Source organism: Nocardia jiangxiensis NBRC 101359, assembly GCF_000308615.1.
Lineage (GTDB): Bacteria > Actinomycetota > Actinomycetes > Mycobacteriales > Mycobacteriaceae > Nocardia > Nocardia jiangxiensis.
Genome location: NZ_BAGB01000031.1, coordinates 35,888 through 59,414, shown reverse-complemented (window position 1 = coordinate 59,414; position 23,527 = coordinate 35,888). Strand labels below are relative to the sequence as shown.

The window sequence follows — 23,527 nt, the reverse complement described above, 5'->3', positions numbered from 1 at the left end:
GGGGAACGACGACCTATGCCGACCCCCGAACCATCGACCGCCACCGCGGAACCCATCGCCACCACCGCAGCCCCGGAGACCGAGGCCGCGGCGAGACCGCACACCCTGCGCTGGTGGCTGCGCTTCGCCGGTGAATTCCTGCGCAGCCCGGAGGGGCATGCCGCGTTCCTGGGTTTCTGGGGTTCGCTGATGATCACCCTCGGCGGCCTCGGCGCGGGTGCGGTGCGCCGCAACGATCCGCTGTTGGAATCCGCGCATCTGTCCTGGCTGCGCTTCGGTCACGGGTACACGCTGGCGACGATCGTCGTGTGGCTGGGCGTGCTGTCGATGATCGTGGCGTGGGTCCGGTTGGGCCGCATCACGATCGGCCTCGGCGGCGGAGTTCGGCTGATCTCCGGTCTGCGCAACGGCACCGACCCGGACAGCCCGGTGACGCTCAACGAGCTGCGCGCGATCGTGGGTATCTGGATCTTCCCGCTGCTGTTCGCGGTGCCGATGTTCAGCCAGGACGTCTACTCCTACCTGGCCCAGGGCGCGCTGCTGCGGGACGGATTCGATCCGTACAAGGTGGGCCCGGTGGCCAATCCGGGCGTCCTGCTGGACAACGTGAGCCCGGTGTGGACCACCACCACCGCGCCCTACGGCCCGATCTTCCTGCTGCTGGGCAAGTGGATCACCACCATCACCGGCGACAACGTCGTGGCCGGGACCTGGGCCATGCGGCTGGTGATGCTGCCCGGTCTGGCCCTGATGATGTGGGCGGTGCCGCATCTGACCAAACACCTCGGTGGTAAGCCGACCGTCGCGCTGTGGCTGGCGGTGCTCAATCCGCTGGTGCTGATCCACCTGATCGGCGGCGTGCACAACGAGATGCTGATGGTCGGGTTGATGGCCGCCGGTATCGCGCTGGTGCTGGAGCGGCATCACGTCGCGGGCATCGTGGTGGTCGCGATCGGGGTGGCGATCAAGGCGACCGCGGGCGTGGCATTGCCGTTCCTGGTGTGGATCTGGATGATTCACGAACGTGAACGCCGGGCGGCGAAGAACGAGGGCCCGCTACCGCATCCGATCTGGACGTTCGCGAAGATCGGCGGACTGGGTGTTTCGGTGTTCGCGGTGGTGTTCGTCGCCGCCTCGGCCGCGGCCGGGGTGGGCATCGGCTGGCTGACCGCGCTGTCCGGTTCGAAGAAGATCATCAACTGGCTGTCGCTGCCGACGATCATGGCGCACATCGTCACCTGGTTCACGCCCTGGGCGCTCGAGCCGGTGCTGTTCTGGACCAGGTCGATCTGCGCCGTCGCGCTGGTGTTGGCGCTGGCCTGGACGTGGTGGCGGTTCAAACTCACCGAACGCCAGGCCGTGCTGGGCATCCTGATCGCCTTCGTCGCGATCGTCGTGCTGTCCCCGGCGGCGCTGCCCTGGTACTACTCGTGGCCGCTGGCGCTGGCCGCGGGATTCGCGATGTCGACGATGACGCTCATGGTGCTGGTCGGGCTGTGCACGTGGTTGATGTTGGTGTTCGAACCCGGTGGGGCCATCGGGCTGTACAACTTCTGGTACGTCGCGGCGGCAACGTTCGCCGCGGTGGTGGCGGCATTGTCGTTGCGCACGGTCGATCCGCTGCGGCTGCGCGCAGGCTCCGGTAAACCCACCGGCAGCATCTCGCCACCGCGATGACGACGGTCGCCGCCGCGCGGGTCACGAGCGGGGAGCTGTCCGACGCCTACCAGCACTGCCGGGGTATCGCCGCCGCACACGGCCGCACGTATTTCCTGGCGACCCGGCTGCTGTCCGCCGAACGGCGTCCGGCCGTGCACGCGCTGTACGCGTTCGCCCGGACGGTGGACGATATCGTCGATCGCGAGACCGTCGCGGACACAACCGATTCCGCTACGGCGGTGGACCGGCTGGACCGGATCGAGGAGCAGTTGCGCGCCCGGCTCGACGACCGCTGCCCGCTGGATCCGGATCCGGTGCTCGCGGCCGTCGCCGATACGATCACCCGCTATCACATTGCGCCGCAGCACTTCCGGGTCTTCCTCGCGGCCATGCGGATGGATGTGCCCGGCAGTGCGCAATTCCGGAACAGATACCGCACGATGGCCGAATTACGCGACTACATGCGAGGTTCCGCGGCCGCGATCGGCCTGCAGTTACTGCCGGTCCTGGGCACGGTCGTGCCGGTGGCCGAGGCCGAACCGGCCGCGGCCGCGCTGGGCGAGGCATTCCAGCTGACCAACTTCCTGCGCGACGTCGGTGAGGATCTCGACCGCGACCGGATCTACCTCCCGTCCACCGAACTGGCCGCGTTCGGCGTCGACGAGGACCTCCTGCGGCACTGCCGCCGCACCGGCCACACCGACCGCCGCCTACGCCGCGCCCTGGCCCACCTGATCGCCACCAACCGAGCCCTGTACCGCACCGCCGACCCGGGCATCGACCTGCTCCATCCCCGCGTCCGCCCGGCCATCCGCACCGCCGCGGTGCTGTACGCGGGAATCCTGGACGAGGTGGAGCACGCCGACTACGAGGTCTTCGCCCGTCGCGCGGTGGTGCCCCGCCACCGCCGCCTGCGCGTCGCGGCACGACACCTCCCCGCCGCGATCACCAGTCGCTGATCGCGCTCGACGCGCCGACCCCCCCGAGCGAGGCGTGACCCCGCACACCTTGTTCCATCACCTTGGACAACGCCAACTCCTGTTCGCGGCCCGTCTCGCCGCTCGGACGCGTGGCGGGTGCGAGGAACGAGTACCCGACACGGGGCCGAGCGGCGAGACTCAAGGGGGCCGCGAACCGCCGGAGCGAAGCGGAGGCCGAAGACACAGCTCAGAAGGGGTCGGCTGCGGCTCGGCGGATGACTTCCCGGGCCAGGGGGCCGTGGAGGGCGTCGATGGGGCGGCCGGGGAGGGATTCGTCGTCGAGGTAGATCCACTCCAGGATCTCCTCGTCGGTGTATTTCGCATCACGCATGACGGTGATCAGGCCGGTCAGGTGCTTGGCGATCTCTCCGTCGGAGTCGAAGAAGTCCTCGGGGATACCCGGGATGCCGTCGCGGCGGACCGCGATGATCTGATGATCTCGCAGCATCTGATGCACTCTGGTCACGGCCATGCCCAGTTGCTCGGCCACGTCGGGCAGAGCGAGCAGGGGCACGGACTCCGGCAGCACGTCGTCGCTGCATGGAAATGCGCTCACGCCGACAACGGTAGTCTGCGGTTCTCGCCTATACGATCGGTGGTGCCGCCATCGGGGTGGCACAGCGAGAGGTGAGAGCTTTGTGAAAGGCGGAGGACAGCAGTTGATCGGCCAGATGCTGGACGGGCGCTACCGCATCGATGCGCCGATCGCCCGGGGTGGCATGTCGATGGTGTTCCGTGGGGTGGACACGCGCCTGGACCGACCGGTCGCGATCAAGGTGATGGATCCGAAGTTCGCCGGGGACCCGCAGTTCCTGAGCCGCTTCGAGTTCGAGGCGCGCGCGGTGGCCAAACTCAAACACCCTTCCCTGGTCGCGGTGTACGACCAGGGCGTCGACGGTGAACATCCGTTCCTGATCATGGAATTGGTCGAGGGCGGCACGCTGCGCGAACTCCTGCGCGAGCGCGGCCCGATGCCCCCGCACGCGGTGGCCGCGGTCGCCGAGCCGGTGCTGGCGGCGATCGGGGTGGCGCATCGCGCGGGGCTGGTGCATCGCGACGTGAAACCCGAGAACGTCCTGATATCCGACGCCGGTGAGGTCAAGATCGCCGACTTCGGCCTGGTGCGCGCGGTGGCGGGATCGAATATGACCTCCTCGAGCGTCATCCTGGGCACCGCGGCGTACCTGTCCCCCGAACAGGTCGCCAACGGCAACGCCGACGCCCGCAGCGACGTGTACTCCTTCGGCGTCCTGATCTTCGAGATGCTCACCGGCAGAACGCCGTTCACCGGTGATACCTCGCTGTCGATCGCCTATCAGCGGGTGGAGAAGGACGTCCCGAATCCGAGCCGGTTCATCGAGGGCGTGCCGGCGGAGTTCGACGAGCTGGTCGCACGGGCCACCGCCCGCGAGCCGGCCCACCGATTCGCCGACGCCACCGAGATGGCCGCGGAGCTGCGCGGCATCGTGCGGGAGCTGGATCTGCCCGCCTACCGGGTTCCCGCACCGCGCGAATCGGCCGAGCACCAGTCCGCCCACTATCGCGCGGTCACCCCGCAGCGTCCGGCCCCCGTCGAACCGGCAACCACCCGGCTCGCCGCCGGACCGGCCGCCTCCCCGCACACCCGCGTGCTGACCACCTCGCATTCGCGGGCCGAGCCGACGGGCTACGTCGCACCGCCCGAACCGCGCGAGCCCTACTATCCCGAATACGACGACGACCGCAACCGGTCCCGGCGGCGGGTGCTGATCTGGGCGGCGATCGTGGTGGCGCTGGCCCTGATACTCGGCGTCGGCGGCTGGTACCTGGGGGTCGAGCGCTATTCGGCGGTCCCGGCGATCGCGGGTATGGACACCGCCGCCGCGACCACCGCGCTACAGCAGGCCGGATTCTCGACCACGCAACGCAACAAGGCCTCGGACACCATCCCGGTCGGCGGTGTGGTCGGCACGGATCCGTCCGCGGGGGCGCGGGTGGTGAAGGGGTCGACGGTCGCGATCCTGGTGTCCAGCGGCAAGCCGCAGGTGCCGCGGTTCAACTCCGGCGAGGATGTGCAGTCGGTCGAACAGTCCATCCGCGATCAGGGCCTGACCCCGGTGGACAGCGGCGAGATCGCCAGTACCGCGCCGAAAGGTTCCGTGGCGCAATTGGATCCGGCACCGGGTACGGTGCTGCCCTCGGGCGCCGAAGTGAAGGTGTTCCGCAGCAAGGGATCCGTTCAGGTCACCCTGCCCGATGTGAGCGGCAAGAGTGTCGACGAGGCCAAGGCGGCGCTGCAGAGCGTGGGAATCACCGTGCAGGACACCAGGACCCAGTTCGATGCGCGGGTGAAGGCCGATCAGGTGATCGGCACCGATCCGGCCGCGGGGACCACTGCGCTGTCGGGCAGTTCGGTGACGCTGATCGTGTCGAATTCGGTGCAGGTGCCCGACGTGGTGGGCAAGAGTGCGAGCCAGGCCCGCACGGAATTGGAGAATCTGGGCTTCAAGGTCGTGCTGAATCAGGTGTTCAGCACCGATCGCGGCACGGTCCGCGTGCAGACGCCGTTCGGCGGAACCAATGTGGCGCCGGGCAGCACGATCACCTTGACTGTTCTGCCGTTCTGATCGGCGCGCCGACGCTCGCACCGGCCAGCAGGTCCGAGCGGCTGATGCCGAGCCGGCCGGCCGCCAGATCGATGGCCTGCCCGAGCACCTCCTGCGAGCTGATTCCGACGACCTGGGACTGTTCGCGCCGCGTGTCGCCGCGCGCCACCCGGATCCGGCACCGCCAGATGCCGCCGCCGTGGTCGATCTCCGGTCGTTCGATGACCACCGAGACGGTGAGTCCGTCGATGATCGTCTCGTGGGTGACCAGTTCGGTCGTGGCCGGAACCGATCGTTTTCCCACACTGGTCGGAAGCTGGGCCCGCCGACGCACGGCATAGCGTCGACCCATTCCTGAAAGCAATTCACCAGCTACCGGCATTGCGCGCATCGGGTCCTCCCACTGCATTTCCCGCTTTTTGTCGCCGAGGCGACGAACCAATACGGAAAACCTAACGCACCAATCCCCATCCAGCAACAGTTCAGCAAATGTCAGTGGGCTGTGACTGTGCCCACAACTCATCGGGACAACGAAAAACTCAGGGGCACAACAAAATCAGTGAATCAGACCGAATGTGACGCCGATGTGACCAGCAAACATCCGGCCGAAGAATGGATACCGATCGGTTACAGCGGACCGCTCAGGCAACCGCGAGCAACGGGGCTCCGGTCTCCGGATCATTGATGGCGACGACAGTGTCGGTGGTGAACACATCCACCGACACCCCGCCGATACTCGGACTGATATTCGTCGTCACCTGCGCCGAAACCGCGGCCGGATCGTAACCCCAGGAGATGTTGAAGATCAGCAGGCGACTCCCGTCGCGCAACACCACCTCCGAGGGGATCCCGTCCCGGTCCCGGTCACGCAGCAACCGCAGGATGGTGCGATCGGCGGGATCCACCCGCAGTACACCCGCCCCGCGGAATACGACGTTCACCGCTGCTCGCCCCTCCTCGCCGGCGATCAGCGCAGCATCTCGGCGACGAGGAAGGCCAGCTCCAACGACTGCTGAGTGTTCAGGCGCGGATCGCAGGCCGTCTCGTACCGATCCTCCAGATCCAGATCGGAGATGTCCTGCGCGCCACCGAGACATTCGGTGACGTTCTCGCCGGTCAGCTCGATGTGCAGACCGCCGGGATGGGTGCCCAGCGCGCGATGCACCTCGAAGAAACCCTGCACCTCGTCCACGATCCGATCGAAGTGCCGGGTCTTGTACCCGGTCGAGGATTCGTGGGTGTTGCCGTGCATCGGATCGCACTGCCAGATCACCTGGTGACCGGTCGCCTGCACCTTCTCGATGATCGGCGGCAGCACATCGCGGACCTTGTGATTGCTCATCCGGGCCACCAGCGTCAACCGGCCGGGTTCGTTGTTCGGATCGAGCCGCTCGACATATTCCACCGCCTGATCCGGGGTGGTGCCGGGACCGATCTTGAGCCCGATCGGATTGGCCAGCAGTTCCGCGAACGCGATGTGCGCGCCGTCCAGCTGACGGGTGCGCTCCCCGATCCACAGGAAATGCGCCGACAGGTCGTACAGCACCGGATCACCGGCGGCGTTGTACGCCAGGCGCAGCATGGCGCGCTCGTAGTCGAGCACCAGCGCCTCGTGGCTGGCGTAGATCTTGGCCGCCTGCAGACTCGGATCCTGCACCCGGCAGGCGGTCATGAAGCGCAGACCGCGGTCGATCTCCTCGGCCAGCTGCTCGTACCGGGCGCCGGCCGGGGACTGCGCGACGAAATCGCGATTCCAGTCGTGCACCTTGTGCAGATCGGCCATACCCGCGCCGGTCAGCGCGCGCACCAGATTCATCGCCGCGCTGGCATTGGCGTAGGCGCGCACCAGACGCGACGGATCGTGTTCACGCAGTGCGGGTTCCGCGACGAGCGAATTCACCATGTCGCCGCGGTAGGACTTGAGGCCCTTGGCATCGGTGTCGGCCGAGCGCGGCTTGGCGTACTGCCCCGCGATGCGGGCCACCTTGACCACCGGCAGACTCGCGCCGTAGGTCAGCACCACGGCCATCTGCAGCAATGTGCGGATATTGCCGCGAATGTGCGGTTCGGTGTTGTCGGCGAACGTCTCCGCGCAGTCGCCGCCCTGCATCAGGAACGCCTCACCGCGCGCCACCTCGGCGAGGTGCGAACGCAATTCCTCGACCTCGGCGGGGACACAGATCGGCGGGACGCTCTCCAGGACGGTGCGCATCCGCTCGGCCTCTTCGAGGTCCCAGGACGGCTGCTGCAGGGCGGTGCGGGCCAGTGCGTCGTCGAGCCGACGACGCATTTCCGCGGGAAGCGGAGGCAACTCCGGCAAGCGATCGATGGGTACGTCGACGGTCCAGTTCACCAGACAAGAATAGATTCGGCCGCGAACTCGTGCGAACTCGGAGGTGGGGCAGCTCGCGATCGCGTGGCGAACACGCCGTAACCTCGACCGGTGCGCTACTTCTACGACTCGGAATTCATCGAGGACGGCACCACCATCGACCTGGTCTCGATCGGCGTCGTCTGCGAGGACGGACGCGAGTACTACGCGGTCTCCAGCGAATTCGATGCGGCCAAGGCAGGCCCGTGGGTGCGGCGCAACGTGCTGCCCAAACTGCCCGCCCCGTCCTCCCCGCTGTGGCGCACCCGCCGGCAGATCCGCGACGACATCTACCGCTTCCTGATCCCGCGCACCGGTGTCGAACCGGAGCTGTGGGCCTGGGTCGGCGCCTACGATCACGTGGCGCTGTGCCAGCTGTGGGGTTCGATGGTCGATCTGCCCAACACCATGCCCCGCTACACCAACGAACTGCGCCAGCACTGGGACATGGCCGGACGTCCGCCGCTGCCGCCGATTCCCGCGGACGCGCACGACGCCCTCGCCGACGCCCGGCACAATCTGGCCAAATTCGAGGCGATAGAAAAAGCGCGCCGCATGTGATGCGACGCGCTGTCTTCGAGATTTCCGGGTGTCCGGATGAACCTGCCTATCCGGCAATCGATTCGGGCACCCGATCAGCCTCGGGACGGCTGCCCGAGGGCACGCCCTTCTTCAGGCTGGCCGCGTAGACGTCCACGTACTCGCGCCCGGACATCCGCATCAGCTCGTACATGATCTCGTCGGTGACCGCGCGCTCCACGAAACGGTTGCCGCCCATCCCCTCGTAGCGGGAGAAGTCGATCGGCTTGCCGAACTTCACGCTGACCTTGCGCATCCGCCAGCGGAACGGTCCGGGCGGGCAGACCTCGTCGGTGCCGATCAACGCCACCGGAATCACCGGGACGCCGGTCTCCAGCGCCACGCGCGCGACACCGGTCTTGCCCTTGTACAGCCGCCCGTCGGGCGAGCGGGTGCCTTCCGGGTAGAGCCCGACCACGCGGCCCTCGTCCAGCAGTTTGCGCGCGGTGTTCAGCGCGCTCTCCGCGGCGTCGGCCCCGCTGCGATCGATCGGGTACTGCCCTGTGCCGGAGAAGAAGAACTTCTGCAGGCGACCCTTGATGCCCGGGGAGGTGAAGTATTCGGCCTTGGCCAGATAGGTGATCCGCCGCGGACTCAGCAACGGCGTGAACAGCCAGTCGGTGAACGACAGGTGATTGCCCGCGAGGATCACCGGTCCATCGACCGGGATGTTCTCCACACCTTCGACCGTCGGCCGATTGAATAGATGCATGAACGGCCCCGGGAACACGTACTTCAACAGCCAGTAGAACATTGCGTCCTTTCACCCCAGTCGGATTTCCGGGACCGGCGTCGTCGCGGGCACCACAGTCCGATGCCGACTCTACCGCCGGTGATGAGTTGTGACCAAGTTCGCAAGATGCATTTCACACCACCGGAACACAGTGGTCAGCGGCGGGCCCCCGCCCGGCCACCCGGAGCGGTCTCCCGGGCGGTCGAACGTGTCGACTTGCGCGCCGCCGACGACTTCGCGCGATCCGCACCGACCGTCGGCGGGCCCGCGCTCAGGGCCGTGCGAGCCAGCTCGGCGGCCCCGATCATGCCCGCGCCCTCACCCAGCTGGGTGGTGCGGATGCGGGCCAGGGGCCGATGGCGGGCCCCGGTGATCGCGGCCGCGTAGTGCTCGCGGGCCTCGTCGAGAAACAGTGGGGCAGAGGAACTCACCCCACCCGCGATGACCACCAGATCCGGATCGAAGATATCGCTCACGAAGGCCAGGCCCAGGCCCAGCCACCGCGCGAAATCCGCCATCACCTCGAGTGCGACCGGATCACCGTCCTGCGCGGCGCCGGCGACCCGGCGTCCGGTCAGCGAGCCCGCATCCCGGGAGACCTCCCGCGCCAGAATCGTCGAGCGGGTCGGGTCGATCGCCAGGCGCTCGATCGCGGTGTCCACCAGAGCCGTTCCGCTGCAGTATCGCTCCCAGCAGCCGCGTTTGCCGCACGGGCAGGCGCGGCCGTTCGGGACGACCTGCAGATGCCCCAATTCCGGTGCCACGCCGAAACTTCCGCGATACAGCTCGCCGCCGACCAGCAGCGCCGCGCCGATTCCGGTGCCGATCGCCACCAGCACCCCGTTGTGCGCACCGGCCGCCGCGCCGAACCGGTATTCGGCCCACATCGCGGCATTGGCATCGTGTTCCAGGATGACCGGCAGCTCGAGCCGCTCGGACAACCGGCTCGCCACCGGCGAGTCCTGCCACGGCAGATGCGGGGCGAAACGCACCGAAGCCCGTGTCTCGTCGACGAATCCGGCCACCGCGAGTCCGACCGCGCCGATCCGGTGCCGTCCACACAGTTCGCGCACGGCGCGCTCGAGGCCGTCCTCGAGCGCGTGTTCCGAATGCGGGGTCGGGGCCTGCACGGTGTCGAGCACCTCACCCGCGCCGTCGACGACCGACGCGCGAATGTTGGTGCCGCCGACATCGATTCCGACGGTGAGGGGCCGTTCCCGCCCGATGCGCGTGGTCATACCTTGATCTGCACCGGGATCGAGATGTACCGGCGCCTGCCCTCGGCCGATGTGGTCGAGTTCGCTCGTACATCGGATTCGGCTGCGCCGGACCGCGTTTCGGCATCGTGCTCGGCGGCCGAGGAGCTGCGGCCGCCGGGGACCGGCGCGTCCGGGTCGAACGGACTCGCCGGTTCGTCCGGCGAATCGTGCTCCGGCACACCAGCCTTCGGCACATCACCGGCGGCCGCGGGATCTTCGGCCACATCGGTATCGGTCGGCAGGACCGGTTCGACCGGGACGCCGGCCAGGGCCTCGCGCAGCACCGTCACGATGGCGGTGCCGTGTGCGGCCAGGGAGGCGACCACGTCGTGGTGTTCGCCGCGCGCCAACGCCGCCGCCGCGCACAGCGGGCACCAACTGCATCCGGTCCATTCGGCGCCACCGTCGGCGGACGCCCGGCGCAGCACCGGTTCGACCCGTTCCAGCAGCACCTCGGCCAGCAGCCGGAGTTCCTCGGCGAGTTCACCGATGTGCGCATCGTGCTCGGGACCGTGCGGTTCCCGGTAGTCGTTCATCGCGGCCATACCTCGGGGTCGGGGCGAAAGCGCACGACCAGCAGGCCGCCGTCCAACTCGGCGCCGTCGACGGTGCATCGTCGCAGCACCGGGGCCAGCCGCAGCCGCCGCCGGATGCCGTCCGCTCCCACGATCAAATCGTCCTCCACTCGTCCCAGTCGCAGCGTCGCCGGGTCGACCACGGGCAACGCCAGCCGCAGCGCGTACACCGACTGCAGGCCGCTTCCCGACTCGAGCCGAACCTGCGGCTCGCCGGGGCGCGCGCCTCGGACCGCCGCGTCGTCGCCAAGCATAGGGTCTGCGGCGACTCCTGCCCGATTACCACGCGTTTCGGCTGCCAGCGCCGCCAGCGGCTCCGCGCCGACCGGCTCGGACCCGCTGTGATGGGCGATCCGCACCGGCAGATCCGGGATGCGACGGCGCAGATCGGCGATGACGGCGAGTTGTTCGGCGCGTCGCTCGGCATACCAGCGCACCGCCGGATGCTCGGACGGCTCCGCATCGGGCAGCGGCGGGAGCACCTTGTTCACCAGCACCTCGTCCAGGCGCAGATCCAGCAGCGCCGCGGCCGAACGCACCCGCACCGATTCGGCCACCGCGACCCGTTCGGCGACGGTGATCAGCCGCATCCCCGTGCGGGTCCGGTCGGCGAGCAGATCGCGCACCCGGGCGACCGCACCGGCGATCCGCTCGGCGGTCACGGCCACGATCGCCCGCCGCAGATCCCGCCCGCCCGCACTCATCGCACGCGCGTGCGCGGGCCAGATCCGGTCCAGATAGCCCAGCAGGGAACTCGGACCGGTGACGATGCGCAACATATCCGCCGTCGGCGGGCAGTCCACCACGATGACGTCCCAGTCGCCCTCGTCGGCGAACCGGGCGATCTCGCTGAGCATCAGCAATTCCTGCACACCCGGCAGACCGGTCAGCTCGGCCGGATCCAGCGACCCCAGATCCAGCCCGTGCTCGTGCCCCGCCCCGCCCAGCAGGCGCACCACCTCGCGGAAGCGATCCTCCAGCAGCGCAAGGGAATCCACCTCGATGACGTCCAGACCGGGCAGTACGGAGGTCACTCCGGCGACGCTCCCGGGAGCGTGCGGGAACCGGTGGCTCAGCGCATCGCCCAGCGAATGCGCCTGATCCAGCGAGGCCAGCAGGACGCACTCCCCCGCCGCGCGATACGCCATCGCCGTGGCACAGGCCAGCGTCGTCTTGCCGACACCGCCCTTGCCCGCGAACAGTTCCAGCCGAGTCCCCCGCGACCCACCCACCGAGGACTCCTGCTCGGAGCCCACGGGGCGAGCCGCGGACTCGGCCGGAAAATCCGCGGAGGGCGCTGATCCGGTCAGTCCTCGACCCGCTTCTTGAGTTCCTTGAGCGCGGTATCGGTGATGACCTTCTCCGCCTTGCGCTTGAACATGCCGATCATCGGGATGGTCAGATCCACGGTCAGCTCGTAGACGACCTGGGTGGTGCCGTCGGGCTGATCGATCAGCTCGTAGGTGCCGTCCTGGGCCTTCTGCAGATCACCGCTGGAAAGCTGCCAGCTCACCGCCTTGCCGTCCGGGCGCCAGGTGTAGGAGAGCACATAGGTGTCCTTGACGACGCCCGCGTCCAGGACGAACCGCGCGGTCCGGGCCCGCCCGTCGGCGAATGTGTCGAGGATTTCCACCGAACGCGCCGCCGCCACCCACTCCGGGTACGACTCCAGATCGGCGATGACGGCCATCACCCGATCCGACGGTGCATCGATGATGATCGACCTCTGGGTCCGGTCGGCCATGACTGACAGCGTTTCCTTTCCGGCGTGCGGTGCGGGAGAACAGGATTCAGGAGGTGATCAGGTCGGCCGACGCGTGTGCCGGGGGTTCACCGGCCGCGCGTCCGGCCTCGAGGCGCGCCTTGATCTCGAACGCCATCTTCTTACCGGCGACGCGCCGAGACCGGTTGGCCGCGGCCAGATCACGCCCGGCCGACGAGGTCGGTTCGGCGTGCAGGAAGTAGTGCAGGATGACCCCGTCCAGCGACGGCTCCAGCCACACCTCCATGGTTCCGGTCAGCGCACCGCTCACCGTCCAGCGGATTCCCTTGTCGGCCCGGTCCTCTCGCACCTCGAGGGTGAGGTCGGGCCACCAGCGCCGCCAGCGGCCGCGGTCGGCCAGAACCTCGCCGACCGCGCTTCCGGGGGCTGCGACGAAGGTTTGATCCGCCACCTGGATGCTGCTCATGCGCCTGAGCCTAACCCAACCGATCCGCACCGCTCGATCGCACGTTCCCGTCCAGCAGTACGCGCAGCCGAGCGCCGAGGGCATCCCAGCGCCATTGGGTGCTCACCCACTCCCGCCCGGCCGCACCCATACTCGCCGCCGCGTCGCGATCGGACAGGATCTCCACGATCGCGTCGCCGATCTGCGCGATCGACCGCCCGTCCACGACCCGTCCGGTCCGGCCCTCCTGCACGGTTTCCGGTGCGCCGCCGGAATTTCCGGCCACCACCGGAACGCCGGTCGCCGAGGCTTCCAGATAGACGATGCCCAGCCCCTCCACGTCCAGTCCCGCGCCGCGGGTGCGGCACGGCATGGCGAACACGTCGGCGATCGTGTGATGCGCGGCCAGCTCGGCCGAGGGCACCCGGCCGGTGAACACCACCTGATCGGACAGGTCCATCGCCTGGACGAGCCCGCGCAACTTGTCCTCGTACGGGCCGCCGCCGGCGATCACCAGCACCGCGCCGTCCACTCGATCCTTGACCTCGTGCATCGCCATGATCAGCATGTCCTGGCCTTTGCGCGGGACCAGACGGGACAGGCACAGGATCGTCGGCCGCTCGCCCAGTCCGTAGCGGGCGCGAAGTTCGCTGCGCGCGGCGGGATCCGGGCGGAACACCTCGCTGTTCACCCCGGGCGGCAGATATTCCAGAGCCGACCGCGCGCCGAAGGCCGCCGCGAAACGCCGCCGCGTGTACTTGCTGACGTAGGTGATCGTGTCGGTGGTGTCGCCGATCGTCCGCAGCGCCTGCCGCGCGCCCGGCAGCATCGACCAGCCCACCTCGTGGCCGTGCGTGCTGGCCACGATGCGCTCGGCACCGGCGCGGCGCAGCAGCGGCGACATCAACGCCAGCGGCGCGGCCGCACCGAACCAGACCGTGTCGCACCGCTCGTCGCGCAGCAGTTTGGCGGCGCGCCGCAGCACCAGCGGGGTGGGCACCATCAGCGTGGTCGGATGACGCACGACCTGGAACGGCTGTTCGGCGTCGAAGCGCAGATGCGAATCCCCGCGCCACCGCGGCGCGTACACCACCAGCTCATCCGGCGGCAGCTGCATGGCCAGCGCATGCACGTAGGACTGGATACCGCCCGGTCTCGGTGGGAAATCGTTCGTTACCAGCAGGGTGCGCGCCATGCGGGCAGTCTATTGACGGGTGCGCCTGCCGTGCGGTCCGGGCTCTGCTGCGGTGAGAAGGGTTGCGCCGCACCCGCATCCCCGAGCTCGCCGATACCGGCAACGGGACGTTCCCGGGTCAGGCGCTCGCGCGAGCCTTGATCCAGTCGCGCCAGCGAGCGACGAAGTCGGTGTGACCGATGCCCAGGGTGCTGTGCAGGGCGGTGTCCAAGGCGGACGCGTCCTGTGGTCCGGTGGCCAGGTGGCGGTAGAGCTCGACCAGCTTCGGTTCACCGAACCGCGCGGCGACGTAGGCGTTCGCGGACCAGCCCTGCTCGTAGGCGAGTTCGGCGTCGTTGCCCGGAGTCGGGACGAAGGCGTCGTCCGCGGGCAGGTCGGCGGGCAGCGCACCGGTTCGCGCCTTCGCGGTCAGGGTGGGGGCGAGCTGGGCGAACGTGCGGCCCGAACCGCGATGCGCGGAGTACTCGGCGAAACCCTCCAGCACCCACTGCGGCGAGCCGTCCACGGTGACCGCGCGAGCGGCGACATGGGTGAGCTCGTGCCGCAACGTCTCACGCAGACCTTCCGGGCCCAGACGTCGGCCCGCCGCGGCACTGAACACGATGCGCTGACCGGTCGGCTGCGCGGGCGGGACGAACGGATCCGACACCGAAGCCGCCGCGATCTGATCGGAGACTTCGCCCGTGTCGTGGGTCAGCGCGGCGAATTCGGCCGGATCCGAGGCCACCGCGATCACCGCGTCCCGGGCCCAGTCGGTGCCCCACAGCTGGGTCACCGCCGCGACCGCCGCGCCCACGTCACCGGCCAGGGCGTCCACGTCGTCGCGCTGATAGGGATGGCCGAGCACTACCGACAGGCGGCCGTCGGCGGCACAGACCTGCCGGGTGACCACGGGCGCGTACGACTCCATCGCCCGACGCAGCTCGGGCAGCTGCGGATCGGCCGGAGCCGAGGGCACGGCCGCATCCGCGGTCGCGGGCACCGGCCGCACGTGCAGCGCCGATTTCGGTAGTAGCACCAGCGCACCGCCGACCGCGGTCAACGCGACCACCATCGCGACCGTCGCGACGAACTCGAACCGCCGCTTGGCCGCCAACCAGTTTCGAACCCGAGTCAACGCAGTCATATCAGCACGCTCGCGCTCACCTCGTTGTGATTAGGGCATCCCGATCCAGTACCGCCGTGCCCCGTAGAAGGGGAACGACCCCATCGGCGCCACCTTCACCGGGACGCCGAAAGTCGAAGCGTGCAAGATGAGTCCGTTACCCGCGTAGATCCCCACGTGCGAGGCATCGGAGTAGAAGAACACCACGTCGCCGGGTTGCAGCTGATCGTGCTGCACCGGGGTGCCGACCGTGGCCTGTTGCTGACTGGTGCGCGGCAGATTGATGCCGACATGGTGGAACGCCCACTGCACCAGACCCGAGCAGTCGAACTGATCCGGACCGGTCGCGCCCCAGACGTACGGATCGCCGACCCGGGTCATCCCCGCGGCCAGCGCACTGGTGCCGCTGCCGGGGACCAGACCGCGCAGTAGCGCTTCGCGATCGAAGCCCGGCGGGAACAACGATCCGGCCAGGGAGCTCTTGTCGCCCGCGGACAACGCACCCCATGCCTGGATGACCTGAGCGATCGCACCTTGCAGGTCCGCACGCTTCTTCTCCAGATCCGTGCGCACCGCATCGGCCTTCTGCGCGGCGGAGTGGGCGGCGTCGGATGCCTTGTGCGCGGTGGACTGTGCCGCCGTGGCCGCATTGGTCGCCTTCGTGAACTGGGCGAGCTGCTCGCTGGTCTGGGCCTGCAACACGTCCAGCGTGGACATCTGATCCAGCAGCTGCTGCGGCGAATCGCTGGCCAGCACCGAGAACATCCGGTTGGTGCGTGCGCCCATATAGGCGGCCATTGCCGTACGGTCCACGGCCGGTTGATATTTGCGCACCTCGGCCTGGGCGGCGTCGACCACCTGATCGGCCTGGGCGAGCTTGGCATCGGCGGTACGTTCGATGCCCATCTTCGCGTCGAGATCCTGCTGCGCGCCCAGGGCCTGCTGATTGAGCTGTTCGGATTGATGGGACAGATCGATCAGCTTCTGGACGGCATCGCTGGCGCTGGTCGGCGGGGTGACCGGTTCCGCGAAGGCGCCGCCGCCGACGCCCGCGCCGAACACCAACGCGCCCACCGCGAATGACCCGCCCACCAGGCGTCTGGTTCGTCTGTTCCGATAGTGCGCGGTCACTGCCTGCAAGGCCCCATTCCGTGTTCCGGACTAGTCATCACGAAGGTCTCGATCAGGTTACGGAATCCCGGCCCACGATGTCCAGCACAGCACAAAACGATCACGGTCTTTTCGGTGGTCAGTAACGTCGCACGCCGGCGATGGGCATCGCGTGCAGGGGCGCGACCTTGACGGGCTGGCCGTAGGTGGACGCGTGCACGATGTTGCCGTTGCCGACGTAGATGCCCGAATGGCTACCGCCGTAATAGGACACGACGTCACCGGGCTGCAGATCGTTCAGGCCGACGGGAGCCCCGGCGGAGAGCTGCCCGTAGCTGGTGCGGGGCAGGTCGCGACCGGCCTGCGCGTAGGACCACTTCACCAGACCCGAGCAGTCGAAGGCGTTCGGGCCCGCGGCGCCGTAGACGTAGGGGTCGCCGACGCGGGACAGGGCCGCGTTCGCCGCGCGCTGCCCGACCGTCTCGACGGGGGCGGGCGTCGGGGTGATGCCGGGGATGACCACACCCGGCGGAATCACGTTCGGCGGGATGGCGCCCTTCGGGATCGCGCCGATGACCTGATCGGGCACCTCGACGCTGCCGATCCCCGGAATGGTGACCGGCGCAGCCGTGGCGGGCGCGATGGACAGCAGCAGAGCGCTGAGGGTGGCAGCGCCGACGGCTCCGGCCGCAACGGCCCGGTGGGCGTGTCGCTTGATCGCCATGATGCGGTGACTCCTCATCTGCCCCGCGACGCCGCACCGGGTGGTGCGTCGAGCTCCGCGAGGTCTCGACAAGATTACGAACGGATAACGGTCCGTTGTAAAGCCGCGAACACGGCCAGCAGAAGTTGGCAACTTTTACGAGCACGGATTCCTGGGAGATATGTCACACCAATCACGAAACCATAACAACCGGAGCTGACCTGCGATTTCCCGGGGGCGCATCAGCCGGCCGAAGCGATCTCCCGAAAGATGGTTTCAGATCGTCCCGATCGGGAAATCAGCATGTGGGTAGTGTGTTCGCAGCACGTACTCAACCGTACGGTCCGTATGCGATCAGCCCCGGACGCGCGCGCTCGCGCATCGCTCGCCAAGCCTCCTGGAATTTCGGCCGACTCATTCACAAACCGAATCATTGTGACCCTGGTCACTTTTATGTGTTTCACCCTGAAACAGACCGCATATATCGGGTAGTGCGGTGAGATATCGGCGACATCGACCGCATCGGCGATTCCTGTCGTACCCCGCCGATACGCTGCCGCCGTGTCCCCTCCCGCGCCGCGCCCGGCTCAGCTGGCCTTCGACGACCTGGACACTCCGCTGTACGACACCACCTTCGTCGTGGTGGATCTGGAGACCACCGGGACCAGCCCGGAAGGCGACGCCATCACCGAGATCGGCGCGGTCAAGGTGCGCGGCGGTGAGGTGCTGGGCGAATTCGCCACCCTGGTCGACCCGGGTCGCGCGATCCCGCCGCAGATCATGCAGATCACCGGCATCACCACCGCGATGGTCTGCACCGCGCCGCGGATCGAGGCGGTGCTGCCGGGTTTCCTGGAATTCGCGGCCGGGTCGGTTCTCGTCGCGCACAACGCCCGGTTCGACATCGGCTTCCTCAAGGCCGCCACCGCCCGGTGCGCGACCGCCTGGCCCGGTTTCCAGGTCCTGTGCACGGTGCAACTGGCCCGGCGGATCCTGCCGCGCGACGAAGCGCCCACCGTGCGCCTGTCGGCACTGGCCGAGTTGTTCGGCGCGCAGACCCGCCCCACCCACCGCGCGCTCGACGACGCCCGCGCCACCGTCGACGTCCTGCACGCGTTGATCGGCCGGGTCGGCAATCTCGGCGTGCACAGCCTGACCGAACTGGCCGACTATCTGCCCGCGGTCACCAAGCGCCAGCGCTCCAAACGCTTCCTCGCCGCAGACCTCCCGGCCGTGCCCGGGGTGTATCTGTTCCGCGGCCCCTCCGATGAGGTCCTCTATGTGGGGACGGCGGTGAATCTGCGTCGGCGGGTCCGCACGTACTTCACCGGATCGGAGACCCGGCCGCGCATGCGGGAGATGGTCGCCCTCGCGACACGGGTCGAGCACGTCCCGTGCGCGCACGGACTCGAGGCCGGTGTGCGCGAGCTACGACTGCTCGTCGCGCACACCCCGCCCTACAACCGACGCTCGAAATTCCCGCAACGCGCGTGGTGGATCACCCTGACCGAGGAGCCCTTCCCGCGCTTCGCCATCACCCGCACCCCAACCCGGGATACTTTGGGGCCGTTCGGATCCCGCGCCGCCGCGGCCGAGATCGCCGCCACCGTCGCCGAGTACTGCGGCCTGCGCACCTGCACCACCCGCATCCCCCGCACCGGCCGGCACGGCGCGCGCTGCCCACCGGCCACGGTCGGCGGCTGCCCGGCGGGCAGGTCCGGGATCCTCACCGCCGCAACCGAATACGCACCGACGGCGCAATCGGTGCGCGACCTGTTCGACGGCCGCTCGGATCTGCCGCTGCGCGCCATGCGCGAACGTCTCGAAATCTGTTCCGACGCCGAGAATTTCGAGGTCGCCGCCCGCGTGCGCGATCGCACCGTCGCGGTCGTGCGCGCCCTGCGCCGCACCCAGCGGCTCGCGGCGCTGGCCCGCGTCGCCGAACTCGTGGCCGCGCGCCGCGGCGAGGCCGGCGGATGGGATTTCGCCGTGATCCGCTACGGGCGTCTGGCCGCCGCCGGATCCGCGGCCCGCGGCGTCCCGCCGATGCCGGTGGTCGACGGTCTCGTCGCGGCCGCGGAAACCGTCGTCCCCACCCGCCTCGACCGCACCGGCACGCCCGCTGCCACGCTGCCGGGCACCGATTCCGCCGACGAGCGATCTCATCCCCCACTGCGCGGCGCGCCACCGGAGGAAACCGCACTCATCGTCACGTGGCTGGAACAACCCGGCACCCGCATCGTCCGGACCAGCGACGGCTACGCCGAACCGCGCCTCGGCGCGGGCCCCTGGCTGACCTGGGTCGAACGCGCCGAGACCGCCGCCCGCACCGAATCGGCCGGGCGCGACTATCTCACCGACACCGAATCCTGACCTCCCCACCGGTCCGCCGTCTTCCCGCAGGTCCGGAGCACGCCCCATCTAGACTCACTGCATGATTACCGCGATCGTATTGATCCACGCCGACGCCGCCCGCATCCCCGAAACGGCGCAGGCGCTGGCGGATCTGGAAGGTGTGGCCGAGGTGTACTCGTGCGCGGGCGATGTGGACCTGATCGCGGTGGTGCGGGTGCGCGATCACGAACAGATCGCCGAGGTGGTCACCGGGCACGTCAACAAGACCGCGGGCGTGCTGCGCACTACCACGCACATCGCGTTCAAATCCTATTCGCGAGCCGAGGTCGAGGCCGGATTCTCGATCGGCGAATGAACCCGCCCGGCCGCTGAGTCACACCTGAAAAAGCAAAGGCCCCGAACCGTTTCCAGTTCGGGGCCTTTGCTGGTGAGCGAACTCAGTGGCCGTGCTCGCCACCGTCCCCGCCACCCGCGTTCTGATCCTGGTACTCGGCCAGGATCTCGAGCTGCTTGTGGTGCTGCTCGTTGTCGTAGGTGGTCTGGTCGGCGGCCTGTGCGGCCGGATCGGCCCGCAGGAACGAACCGGCGCCGGGCTTACCGGCCCAACCCAGCTTGTTCATCTTCTTCGGCACGATCGCGCCCTGGTACTCCAGCGGGATCGGGTGGCCGTGATCGTCGACCGGACCCAGCGGCTGGTGCACCTCGATGTACTCACCGTGTGGCAGACGCTTGATGACGCCGGTCTCGATACCGTGCTCGAGCACCGCGCGGTCGGCGCGCTGCAGACCCAGGCACATCCGGTACGCCAGGAAGTAGGCGATCGGCGGCGCGGTCAGCAGACCGATGCGGAAGATCCACGTCGTCGCGTTCAGCGAGATGTCGAACTTCAGCGCGATGATGTCGTTGACGCACGCCAGGGTCAGCACCAGGTAGAACGCCAGGGACATCGCACCGATCGCGGTGCGGACCGGCACGTCGCGCGGACGCTGCAGCAGGTTGTGGTGCACGTCGTCGCCGGTCAGGCGCTTCTCGATCCACGGGTAGGCGATCAGCACCATGAACACCAGGCCCATGAGCAAGGCCACCCAGACCGGAGCCGGAACGGTGTACCGGCCCAGATACAGCTCCCACGGCGGCATCAGACGGGCCAGACCGTCGGTCCACATCATGTAGAAGTCCGGCTGCGAACCCGCGGAGACCTGGGAGGGGTTGTACGGCCCCAGGTTCCAGATCGGGTTGATCTGCAGGACGCCACCCATGATCGAGACGATGCCCAGGGTGAACATGAAGAACGCGCCCTGGTCCGCGGCGAACACCGGGACGATGCGCGCACCGACGACGTTCTTCTCGGTGCGGCCCGGTCCGGGGAACTGGGTGTGCTTCTGGTACCACACCAGCGCCACGTGCGCCGCGATCAACGCCAGCATGATGCCCGGGAACAGCAGCACGTGCGCGATGAACAGGCGCGGAATGATGATCGTGCCCGGGAAGTCACCGCCGAAGATCAGCCAGTGCATCCAGGTGCCGATCACCGGAATTCCCATGGTGATACCGCCGAACGCGGCGCGCAGGCCGGTGCCCGAGAGCAGGTCGTCCGGCAGCGAGTAACCGAAGAAGCCCTCGAACATCGCCAGGATCAGCAGCAGCGAGCCGATCACCCAGTTCGCCTCGCGCGGCTTGCGGAACGCACCGGTGAAGAAGATGCGCAGCAGGTGGATGATGATCGAGCAGGCGAACAGCAGCGCCGCCCAGTGGTGCACCTGGCGGACGAACAGACCGCCGCGCACCTCGAAGGTGATGTCCAGCGCCGACTCGAACGCCCGCGACATGGACACGCCGCGCAGCGGCTGGTACGAGCCGTTGTAGACGACCTCGGTCATCGACGGATCGAAGAACAGCGTCAGGTAGATACCCGACAGCAGCAGGATGATGAACGCATACAACGCGATCTCACCGAGCAGGAACGACCAGTGGGTCGGGAAGACCTTGTTGATCGAGCGCTTGACGAATGCGGCAGCGCGGTACCGCTCGTCCATCTCGTTGGCCTGTGCGGCCACTTTGCCAGGACTCATGAACGACGCTCCCAGTAGGCCGGGCCGAGCGGCTCGATGAAGTCGCCGTTGGCGACCAGGTAGCCCTCGGAGTTGACGGTGATCGGCAGCTGCGGCAGGGCTCGCGCGGCAGGGCCGAAGATCGGCTTACCCCAGTGAAGGGCGTCGAACTGCGACTGGTGGCACGGGCACAGGATGCGGCTGTCCTGCTGCTCGAACAGCGAGGTCGGGCAGCCCAGGTGGGTGCAGATCTTCGAGTAGGCCCAGTAGTCGCCGAAGTTGAAGCTCTCCTGGCCCCGGCGCTTGACGGCCCTGGCCGCGTCCTCCGGACGGAAGCGGATCAGCATGACCGCGTTGCGGACGCCGCGCAGCGACTGGAGGGTCTCCTCGGCGTTGCCGCGCCACTCCTCTTTCCAGGGGAACACCGTCTCCATACCGCCCGCGTCGAGATCCTCGGCGCGCACCAGCACGATGTCCTCGGGACGTCCGGTGTCCTTGCGCAGGAAGACGGTCTGACCGGCGTAGTCCGGCGTCCAGCCGGACACCCACAACGGCGACTTCTTGCCCTGCGCCCACGGGTTCTTGATCAGACCGCCGACGAAGACGAACAGCGCACCCACGCCCAGCACGCCCAGGCCCAGGCCCGCGGTGCGGGTGATCAGCTTGCGGCGGGCCAGGGTGGAGGTGTCCAGCGCATCGCCCAGCTGAGCGGCGAGGGTACGGCGTTCCACCTCGTCCGAGGGGCCGTCGTGCCGCGTCTGGATGGCGATCTCCGGCGGGATGAACTTCTTGCGGATCAGCACCATGGCCACGCCGACGGCCAGCACCGCGATACCCAGCAGCAGGCCGTACAGCGGCGTGGTCAGCGAGTAGATGCCCGCGCCGGACTCGTCGCGGCCCTTGTACCGCCACGGCCAGAACAGGAAGACCCCGATCAGCGCGATCCCGGCGAGCGTCGACACGACGAACCAGAACGCCACCTGACGCTCGGCCCGCTTCTCCGCGCGTGTGCCCGGAACCGGCCAGCGCGGAGCACGGTAGGCGACGTCGACGCCGTCCCGCCTGGTGCCGAGTTCGACCAGCTCGTCGCGAGACATCGCGTCGAGCTGCTTCTCGGTCGGGTTCAGATCATCGTGGGAACTCGCGGAACTGCCATCGGCACCCGTTTTGACGGCACCGCCGTCGTCCGGCCGACCCATGTCGTCGTTCTCCTTGTCTGTCATGAGCGGGATCCGATCCACATCGCCGCACCGACGACACCGACGATGCCGATGATCCAAATGGCCAGGCCCTCGGTCGCGGGACCGAAGCCGCCGAGACCGTAGCCGCCCTCAGGGTCGGACTTGGTGCGGTTCTTGATGTACGCGATGATGTCGCGCTTCTCGTCCGGGGTCAGCTGCCGGTCGGAGAACTTCGGCATGTTCTGCGGACCCGACAGCATCGCGGTGTAGATCTGCTGTTCGCTGGCCGGGTTCAGCGGCGGGGCGAACTTACCGGAGGACAGCGCGCCGCCCTTACCGGTGAAGTTGTGGCAGGACGCGCAGTTCATCCGGAACAGCTCACCGCCGACGCCGAGGTCGGCGCCCTTGGTCAGCGACTCCTGGGCGATCGAGCCGTCCGGGTCGCGGACCACCGACGGACCGCCGCCGTTGGACGCGATGTAGGCCATCAGCGCGTCGGTCTGCGTCTCGTCGAACTTCGACTCCTTGCGCACGATCTGCGCGGAGTTCGACGGCGCGGGCATCCGACCGCTGGAAACCTGGAAGTAGACCGCGGCCGAGCCGACGCCGATCAGGCTGGGGCCGCGATCCTGCACACCCTGCAGGTTCGCGCCGTGGCAGGTGATGCAGGAAGTGTCGTAGAGCTGCTTGCCCTGACGGATCAGGGCGGACTGATCCTCGTCCGCGGTGGCGACCTGCGCGTGCGGGGTCAGTGCCGAGGCAGCGAAGCCGGCTCCTACCAGAGCCATCAGAAGAACCAGCCCGCCGGCCAGCTTCCGGCGCATCCGGCGCTGCTTGCGGGTCTTGGTGGCCTGCGCGTTCCCGGCCCCGCTGTGGGGCTCTTCAGGCACTGACGGGGGAGATGAACTCATCTGTGTC

Annotated in this window: 23 protein-coding genes; 6 read left to right on the top strand and 17 right to left on the bottom strand. The window is 68.4% G+C overall.

What is annotated here, in order from left to right:
- The first annotated feature begins 15 nt into the window (after positions 1-15).
- A complete protein-coding gene (locus ON40_RS10565; RefSeq protein WP_083895557.1) occupies positions 16-1,677 on the top strand; it encodes an alpha-(1->6)-mannopyranosyltransferase A in 1,662 nt (553 codons plus the stop codon).
- Positions 1,674-2,618 carry a phytoene/squalene synthase family protein gene (locus ON40_RS10560; protein WP_051192949.1) on the top strand — a complete coding sequence of 315 codons (945 nt, stop codon included), beginning with the start codon at positions 1,674-1,676 and terminating at the stop codon, positions 2,616-2,618. Before ON40_RS10565 ends, ON40_RS10560 begins: the two co-directional genes overlap by 4 nt.
- Before the next feature lie 208 nt (positions 2,619-2,826).
- Here ON40_RS10560 and ON40_RS10550 read toward each other — a convergent pair whose 3' ends face one another.
- Complete coding sequence (locus tag ON40_RS10550) at positions 2,827-3,195, bottom strand: Rv2175c family DNA-binding protein (RefSeq protein ID WP_040821114.1); 369 nt, start codon at positions 3,193-3,195, stop codon at positions 2,827-2,829.
- 115 nt (positions 3,196-3,310) lie between these two features.
- Between ON40_RS10550 and pknB the strand changes: the two genes are divergently transcribed.
- A complete protein-coding gene (pknB, locus tag ON40_RS10545; protein ID WP_040821425.1) occupies positions 3,311-5,245 on the top strand; it encodes a Stk1 family PASTA domain-containing Ser/Thr kinase in 1,935 nt (644 codons plus the stop codon).
- Here pknB and ON40_RS10540 read toward each other — a convergent pair.
- From ON40_RS10540 to ON40_RS10530, 3 genes are all read right to left on the bottom strand, one after another.
- On the bottom strand, positions 5,220-5,576 hold the full coding sequence (locus ON40_RS10540; RefSeq protein WP_169541849.1) for a hypothetical protein: 357 nt from the start codon (positions 5,574-5,576) through the stop codon (positions 5,220-5,222). The two genes, pknB and ON40_RS10540, sit on opposite strands and share 26 nt — an antisense overlap.
- A 289-nt stretch (positions 5,577-5,865) precedes the next feature.
- Positions 5,866-6,165 (bottom strand): hypothetical protein, encoded by a 300-nt coding sequence (locus ON40_RS10535; RefSeq protein WP_040821110.1) that lies wholly within the window; start codon positions 6,163-6,165, stop codon positions 5,866-5,868.
- A 26-nt stretch (positions 6,166-6,191) separates the two neighbouring features.
- Complete coding sequence (locus ON40_RS10530) at positions 6,192-7,577, bottom strand: class II 3-deoxy-7-phosphoheptulonate synthase (RefSeq protein WP_040821108.1); 1,386 nt, start codon at positions 7,575-7,577, stop codon at positions 6,192-6,194.
- A 90-nt stretch (positions 7,578-7,667) separates the two neighbouring features.
- Here ON40_RS10530 and ON40_RS10525 point away from each other — a divergent pair, with 90 nt between their 5' ends.
- On the top strand, positions 7,668-8,156 hold the full coding sequence (locus ON40_RS10525) for a polyadenylate-specific 3'-exoribonuclease AS (protein ID WP_040821106.1): 489 nt from the start codon (positions 7,668-7,670) through the stop codon (positions 8,154-8,156).
- Positions 8,157-8,202: 46 nt separating this feature from the next.
- Here the strand turns inward: ON40_RS10525 and ON40_RS10520 are convergent, their stop codons facing one another.
- From ON40_RS10520 to ON40_RS10475, 10 genes are all read right to left on the bottom strand, one after another.
- On the bottom strand, positions 8,203-8,928 hold the full coding sequence (locus ON40_RS10520; RefSeq protein ID WP_040821104.1) for a lysophospholipid acyltransferase family protein: 726 nt from the start codon (positions 8,926-8,928) through the stop codon (positions 8,203-8,205).
- A gap of 134 nt (positions 8,929-9,062) precedes the next feature.
- Positions 9,063-10,145: an ROK family protein gene (locus ON40_RS10515; RefSeq protein ID WP_083895556.1), complete on the bottom strand. Its 1,083-nt coding sequence runs from the start codon at positions 10,143-10,145 to the stop codon at positions 9,063-9,065.
- Positions 10,142-10,702, bottom strand: a complete 561-nt coding sequence (locus ON40_RS53710) for a hypothetical protein (RefSeq protein WP_174435025.1) — start codon at positions 10,700-10,702, stop codon at positions 10,142-10,144. Before ON40_RS53710 ends, ON40_RS10515 begins: the two co-directional genes overlap by 4 nt.
- Complete coding sequence (locus ON40_RS10505; RefSeq protein WP_245567745.1) at positions 10,699-11,973, bottom strand: ArsA family ATPase; 1,275 nt, start codon at positions 11,971-11,973, stop codon at positions 10,699-10,701. Before ON40_RS10505 ends, ON40_RS53710 begins: the two co-directional genes overlap by 4 nt.
- Before the next feature lie 74 nt (positions 11,974-12,047).
- Positions 12,048-12,485, bottom strand: coding sequence for an SRPBCC family protein (locus ON40_RS10500; RefSeq protein WP_040821103.1), 438 nt, complete (start codon positions 12,483-12,485; stop codon positions 12,048-12,050).
- Between the two features lie 46 nt (positions 12,486-12,531).
- On the bottom strand, positions 12,532-12,930 hold the full coding sequence (locus ON40_RS10495; protein ID WP_040821101.1) for a hypothetical protein: 399 nt from the start codon (positions 12,928-12,930) through the stop codon (positions 12,532-12,534).
- Positions 12,931-12,940: 10 nt separating this feature from the next.
- A complete protein-coding gene (locus tag ON40_RS10490; protein ID WP_040821098.1) occupies positions 12,941-14,104 on the bottom strand; it encodes a glycosyltransferase family 4 protein in 1,164 nt (387 codons plus the stop codon).
- Positions 14,105-14,222: 118 nt separating this feature from the next.
- Positions 14,223-15,230 (bottom strand): hypothetical protein, encoded by a 1,008-nt coding sequence (locus tag ON40_RS10485; RefSeq protein WP_040821096.1) that lies wholly within the window; start codon positions 15,228-15,230, stop codon positions 14,223-14,225.
- A 30-nt stretch (positions 15,231-15,260) separates the two neighbouring features.
- Entirely contained in the window at positions 15,261-16,301 is a 1,041-nt protein-coding gene (locus ON40_RS10480) for an NlpC/P60 family protein (protein WP_373281885.1), read from the bottom strand.
- A gap of 157 nt (positions 16,302-16,458) precedes the next feature.
- Positions 16,459-17,043: a C40 family peptidase gene (locus ON40_RS10475; protein ID WP_040821410.1), complete on the bottom strand. Its 585-nt coding sequence runs from the start codon at positions 17,041-17,043 to the stop codon at positions 16,459-16,461.
- Between the two features lie 540 nt (positions 17,044-17,583).
- Between ON40_RS10475 and ON40_RS10470 the strand changes: the two genes are divergently transcribed.
- Together ON40_RS10470 and ON40_RS10465 are read left to right on the top strand one after the other, a co-directional pair.
- Positions 17,584-19,395 carry a DEDD exonuclease domain-containing protein gene (locus tag ON40_RS10470; protein ID WP_040821094.1) on the top strand — a complete coding sequence of 604 codons (1,812 nt, stop codon included), beginning with the start codon at positions 17,584-17,586 and terminating at the stop codon, positions 19,393-19,395.
- A 61-nt stretch (positions 19,396-19,456) separates the two neighbouring features.
- Positions 19,457-19,732, top strand: coding sequence for an Lrp/AsnC family transcriptional regulator (locus tag ON40_RS10465; RefSeq protein WP_040821092.1), 276 nt, complete (start codon positions 19,457-19,459; stop codon positions 19,730-19,732).
- 82 nt (positions 19,733-19,814) lie between these two features.
- Here ON40_RS10465 and qcrB read toward each other — a convergent pair whose 3' ends face one another.
- The 3 genes from qcrB to qcrC are packed head-to-tail and all read right to left on the bottom strand — an operon-like array spanning position 19,815 to position 23,520.
- A complete protein-coding gene (gene qcrB, locus ON40_RS10460) occupies positions 19,815-21,449 on the bottom strand; it encodes a cytochrome bc1 complex cytochrome b subunit (protein ID WP_040821090.1) in 1,635 nt (544 codons plus the stop codon).
- The gene (gene qcrA, locus ON40_RS10455) at positions 21,446-22,651 is read right to left on the bottom strand and encodes a cytochrome bc1 complex Rieske iron-sulfur subunit (protein ID WP_174435024.1); all 1,206 of its coding nucleotides are present in this window, start codon (positions 22,649-22,651) and stop codon (positions 21,446-21,448) included. The genes qcrB and qcrA overlap by 4 nt, the downstream gene beginning before the upstream one ends.
- Positions 22,648-23,520, bottom strand: coding sequence for a cytochrome bc1 complex diheme cytochrome c subunit (gene qcrC, locus ON40_RS10450; RefSeq protein ID WP_040821089.1), 873 nt, complete (start codon positions 23,518-23,520; stop codon positions 22,648-22,650). The genes qcrA and qcrC overlap by 4 nt, the downstream gene beginning before the upstream one ends.
- Between the last annotated feature and the right edge of the window lie 7 nt (positions 23,521-23,527).

Coding starts and splice junctions, on each gene's coding strand:
- ON40_RS10495 (WP_040821101.1), bottom strand. CDS start 12,930: ATGAGCAGCATCCAGGTGGCGGATCAAACCTTCGTCGCAGCCCCCGGA.
- qcrC (WP_040821089.1), bottom strand. CDS start 23,520: ATGAGTTCATCTCCCCCGTCAGTGCCTGAAGAGCCCCACAGCGGGGCC.
- ON40_RS10500 (WP_040821103.1), bottom strand. CDS start 12,485: ATGGCCGACCGGACCCAGAGGTCGATCATCATCGATGCACCGTCGGAT.
- ON40_RS53710 (WP_174435025.1), bottom strand. CDS start 10,702: ATGAACGACTACCGGGAACCGCACGGTCCCGAGCACGATGCGCACATC.
- ON40_RS10465 (WP_040821092.1), top strand. CDS start 19,457: ATGATTACCGCGATCGTATTGATCCACGCCGACGCCGCCCGCATCCCC.
- ON40_RS10475 (WP_040821410.1), bottom strand. CDS start 17,043: ATGGCGATCAAGCGACACGCCCACCGGGCCGTTGCGGCCGGAGCCGTC.
- ON40_RS10520 (WP_040821104.1), bottom strand. CDS start 8,928: ATGTTCTACTGGCTGTTGAAGTACGTGTTCCCGGGGCCGTTCATGCAT.
- ON40_RS10515 (WP_083895556.1), bottom strand. CDS start 10,145: ATGACCACGCGCATCGGGCGGGAACGGCCCCTCACCGTCGGAATCGAT.
- ON40_RS10540 (WP_169541849.1), bottom strand. CDS start 5,576: ATGGGTCGACGCTATGCCGTGCGTCGGCGGGCCCAGCTTCCGACCAGT.
- qcrB (WP_040821090.1), bottom strand. CDS start 21,449: ATGAGTCCTGGCAAAGTGGCCGCACAGGCCAACGAGATGGACGAGCGG.
- ON40_RS10560 (WP_051192949.1), top strand. CDS start 1,674: ATGACGACGGTCGCCGCCGCGCGGGTCACGAGCGGGGAGCTGTCCGAC.
- ON40_RS10565 (WP_083895557.1), top strand. CDS start 16: ATGCCGACCCCCGAACCATCGACCGCCACCGCGGAACCCATCGCCACC.
- qcrA (WP_174435024.1), bottom strand. CDS start 22,651: ATGACAGACAAGGAGAACGACGACATGGGTCGGCCGGACGACGGCGGT.
- ON40_RS10490 (WP_040821098.1), bottom strand. CDS start 14,104: ATGGCGCGCACCCTGCTGGTAACGAACGATTTCCCACCGAGACCGGGC.
- ON40_RS10485 (WP_040821096.1), bottom strand. CDS start 15,230: ATGACTGCGTTGACTCGGGTTCGAAACTGGTTGGCGGCCAAGCGGCGG.
- pknB (WP_040821425.1), top strand. CDS start 3,311: ATGCTGGACGGGCGCTACCGCATCGATGCGCCGATCGCCCGGGGTGGC.